Raw genomic sequence first — 4,302 nt, 5'->3', positions numbered from 1 at the left:
TTTTTAACGAGATATGCTCTTTTGTTATTAGAAAAGAGGGATATGAAAAAATTATGAATTCTGACTGGATGGATGTGAAGTAATATCACACCGGAGATTTGGTTACAAGATTATCTAGTGATGCAGGAAATGTTGCTGATGGTATAGTGACAGTGATTCCTACCATTTTTAGATTAATAATTGAATTAGTCGCTACATTCTTTACACTCTTTTATTATGAGCCGAGGTTAGCTATATTTGCACTTTCTATTGCACCAATAGTGGCAGTTGTTTGCTTTTTGCTTGGACGAAAGCTGAAAGTATTACAAGTAAAGGTACAGGAAACTGAATCTGCATATAGATCGTTTATGCAAGAGAGTTTAAGTAACTTATTAGTGGTTAAAGCATTTGCTAATGAGCAATATTCTACTGATAAGTTAGTGGAGCTTAGAGATGAGAGATTTTATTGGGTGTTGAAAAAAAGTAAAATGGGAATAATCAGTTCAACAATTATGTCAATTTCCTTTCAACTTGGTTACATTGCCGCCTTTGCTTTTGGTGCAATACAACTATCAAGAAAAGTAATTACATATGGTACAATGTCAGTATTCCTAACATTAGTAAATAGAATTCAAGCTCCAGTTATGTCTTTAGCGCAATATGTGCCTAAAGTTGTCAATATACTAGCATCAGCAGGACGTATAATCGAGATTCAAGATATACCAATGGAAGAAAAATTAGAAAATCATATTGAAGCAGAAAATATCGGAATTAATATAAATAATCTTACGTTTGGTTATACAGAGGAAGAAGTATTAGAGGGAGCCAATATTCAGATTCGACCTGGTGAATTTGTTGCAATTGTAGGTGAATCAGGAATTGGAAAGACAACCTTAGTCCGGTTGATTATGTCATTTATGAGTGAAGTAGGTGGCTGCATAGAATTTAATAATAGTTTAGGGCAGGTAGAAAAGGCAAATGCAGGTACCAGAAATTTCATATCCTATGTTCCTCAAGGTAATACATTGTTTAGTGGAACAATACGTGAGAATGTTCGTATGGGACGATTGGACTGTACAGAGGAAGAGATTGTTGAAGCTCTTACAATGGCTTCTGGATATGAGTTTGTTAGCGAATTACCAAATGGTTTAGATACTGTTATTGGAGAAAGCGGCCATGGAATATCAGAAGGGCAAGCACAAAGAATTGCAATTGCTAGAGCACTAGTAAGAAAAGCACCATTTTTAATTTTGGATGAAGCAACGTCTTCCCTTGATGAAAAAACAGAATTATCCGTTTTACAAGGTATTCAAAATATTTCACCAAGACCGACTTGTTTGCTAATTACCCATAGAAGATCTGTATTAAAATATTGTGATCGTGAGATCTGTATTTATGAGAAGAAAATATTTGAACAATTAATTTAAAAAAACAACTTTTTTACTTAAAAGCCATATAGGAACATTTATTTTCACGAAATGGCTTTCAGTGTAGAAAAGTTGTTTTTTAGTGTATGAAAATCTTTGGCTTAATTGTTCTCAATAATTGGTAGAGAGAAGGAAAATTCACTTCCTTTACCAAGATCACTTTCACACCATATTTGACCATTATGTTTTTCTATTATTGACTTAGCTATTGACAATCCTAAACCACAACCAGTAGCCGTACTTGGTGTTCTTGAATTAGCTACCATATATGTACGATTAAAGATTTTTTCAATATGATCTTTAGCGATACCCATACCAGTATCGGAGACAGTTATTTTAATAGTGGTATTGTCAATAGTACAAGCGGAAAGTGTTATGGTAAGGTCTCCATCGGAGTACTTTAATGCATTGGTGAATAAATTGTCCAAGACTCTAACTAACATTTTACCATCAGCTAGAACTTGGTAAGGGAAATGAGCGGGAACATTAAGATCTAGTTTACACGCAGAGTAATTTCTGTCTTCACAACAAGTGAAGAAGAAATCCTCTAGAAGCATTCCTGTGTTAATGGGTTCAAAAGAAAAAGTTTTTTGTGTTGAATCAATGGAGGTTAAAAGGAATACATCATTAATTAATTGTTCAAGAAAGTCAATTCTACGGAGTACTATTTGCAAAATATTATTAGTTTCAACCTCATCAAGCTTTTCTGAGGAAAGTAAATATTCGACGGAATTTCTAATAGCGGTTATAGGTGAACGTAAATCGTGAGATACGTTAGTAAAAATCTCTTGCTGTTCTTTCTGCGATTGTAATAATTCTTGGTTGGTATGTTGCAACCTAAGACTTGTATCATACAAGGCTTGTGTTAGTTCCTCTACGGTCAATTCAGGTGTTATAAAAGGAACTTTTTGTTTCTCCATGTGAGTAACCTCCTAATGTTGTGATTTTACTATAAGTTTATATCCTTTAGACCAAACTGTTTCAATATATTCAGATAAGCCAATATAATCTTCTAGTTTTTTTCTTAATCTACTCGCGGTAACCATAATTGTTCTTCTGTCAGTCTCTGAATAAGTACCCCACATTGCAATTCCAATATCCTCAAAGGTAACGGTACAATTAGGTTTCGTTGCTAACAGATATAGCAGTTCATATTCTCGATTAGATAGAGGAATATCCTCATCGTTAAAGAGAGCTTTATGGCCAACTAAATCAATGAATAAAGGAGGACAAGAGATAGTAGTAGAATCTTCATAAGCTTTAGAAGTACGACGAATCTGCACTTGAATTCTTGCTGATAATTCTTTAAGGCTATATGGTTTTATAATGTAATCATCTCCACCAATCAATAGACCATTTATTGTATCCTTCTCATTTGAGCATCCTGTAAGAAAGATGATTGGAGAATTGGTAATAGTACGAATTTGCTTACAAGCATCGAATCCGTTAAGACCAGGCATCATAACATCAAGGATTATACAATCTGCTGAAAAAGTTTTAAGTAATTTTATAGCAGTAATTGCATTACTTGCAACTTTTACCTCGTAGCCTTCTTTTGTGAAATATTTTTTATTTACTGATAAAACATCAATGTCATCATCTACTAGTAATAATTTTGACATTGAATCACCTCCTCTTTTAGTATTTGACTGAAAATTACATTGCTATAAATTCTTTGATATCGCGTGCCATAGCATCAAATTCATTCAATAATCTGTTATTATTCAAGCGTGGAGACTTAACGGCTGTTACTGTATCAATAGCATTTATAATGTCATCATTAGATTCTACAAATTCTATGTAATTTAAATCTTTAATCCATTCATATACACCTTTTACCTTATGATTATAGTTTGATAATACTACACAAGGTGTTTGTGTAATAGCGCTAAATACCATACCGTGAAGGCGATCTGTAATAACCAATTTAGTTGATGTTAATCGCTTCATTATGTTATTGATTGCTTCATCTCTAGTATTAATTGAAATATCTTCTGCAGTTGTAGTATCCATATATGTGTAAGAATACCCTCTTTGCTTAAGAGATGTTTTAATAGCTAATTCGTTATCAGTGGTAATAGATTTTTCCTTATCACTACGCATGCATAGGAGGGCATTTTGCCTTAAATTATGTATATTACAATGATTACTAAATAGCACAATGTCTGGATAAAGTAACGTGGTGCATTTAAAATTATTCTTTGCAAAATTATACGAAGTTTTTTCCCTGGTTAGAAATAATACATTAGGGCTACTATATATGGATTTTGCTTTTGATAAAAGGGTTTGTCCATCGTCTGTATCACTAAAATCAATTGTCTGTGGAAATATAGTGATTTTATTATTAGGAAAACTTTCAATTATCGAATGCCGTATGCTTTCTGAATTTGCATAAGCATCACCACAATTACCACCACCTGTACAGAAGAGAATATCGTTAGGTTTTATTTTATGTTTTAAGTATCTAAGCTCAGAACCAAACGTAGAAATAGGGATTTCTATAATGGTACAATCACTAAAGTATTTCTTGAGAAATTCCAACTGAGAAATAGCAATATGGTGATCACCTAAATTATTCAAATCTTCTGTTCCAATAAGATATATAGTGAACGGGCTACTAGGTATATCGGAATATTTTTTTATTAGGTTAATATGTTTTGCAATCTTGCTTCCTAAAAAACTAAACATAGATATCCTCCTTGTAAGTAATAAAAGCTAGTGAGAACATTATACCAAAAATTTACAAAATTAAAAAGAGTGATTTTTGAAAAATGAACGAATTTCAAGTTATGCAGTGCTTTTAATCTTTCCATTATCCCTTATTACGGCAAGGAAGTAAAGCTTAAAAGCAGAAAAACATTCTTATTATTAATATAAAAAGATCAATCTTTCATAT

4 protein-coding genes are annotated in these 4,302 nt (G+C 32.4%); 1 reads left to right on the top strand and 3 read right to left on the bottom strand.

Features of this window, described 5'->3' with window-relative positions; translation table 11 throughout:
• Positions 1–98 precede the first annotated feature (98 nt).
• Complete coding sequence (locus ACW2QF_RS18190; protein WP_455717434.1) at positions 99–1,406, top strand: ABC transporter ATP-binding protein; 1,308 nt, start codon at positions 99–101, stop codon at positions 1,404–1,406.
• Between the two features lie 101 nt (positions 1,407–1,507).
• Here the strand turns inward: ACW2QF_RS18190 and ACW2QF_RS18185 are convergent, their stop codons facing one another.
• The 3 genes from ACW2QF_RS18185 to ACW2QF_RS18175 are packed head-to-tail and all read right to left on the bottom strand — an operon-like array spanning position 1,508 to position 4,094.
• Positions 1,508–2,326 carry a sensor histidine kinase gene (locus ACW2QF_RS18185; protein ID WP_455717433.1) on the bottom strand — a complete coding sequence of 273 codons (819 nt, stop codon included), beginning with the start codon at positions 2,324–2,326 and terminating at the stop codon, positions 1,508–1,510.
• Between the two features lie 12 nt (positions 2,327–2,338).
• Positions 2,339–3,028: a response regulator transcription factor gene (locus tag ACW2QF_RS18180; protein ID WP_455717432.1), complete on the bottom strand. Its 690-nt coding sequence runs from the start codon at positions 3,026–3,028 to the stop codon at positions 2,339–2,341.
• Positions 3,029–3,062: 34 nt separating this feature from the next.
• Positions 3,063–4,094: a polysaccharide pyruvyl transferase family protein gene (locus ACW2QF_RS18175; protein ID WP_455717431.1), complete on the bottom strand. Its 1,032-nt coding sequence runs from the start codon at positions 4,092–4,094 to the stop codon at positions 3,063–3,065.
• Positions 4,095–4,302 lie beyond the last annotated feature (208 nt).

Source organism: Anaerosporobacter sp. (assembly GCF_965301125.1).
This window is presented reverse-complemented; position numbering and strand designations above follow the sequence as displayed.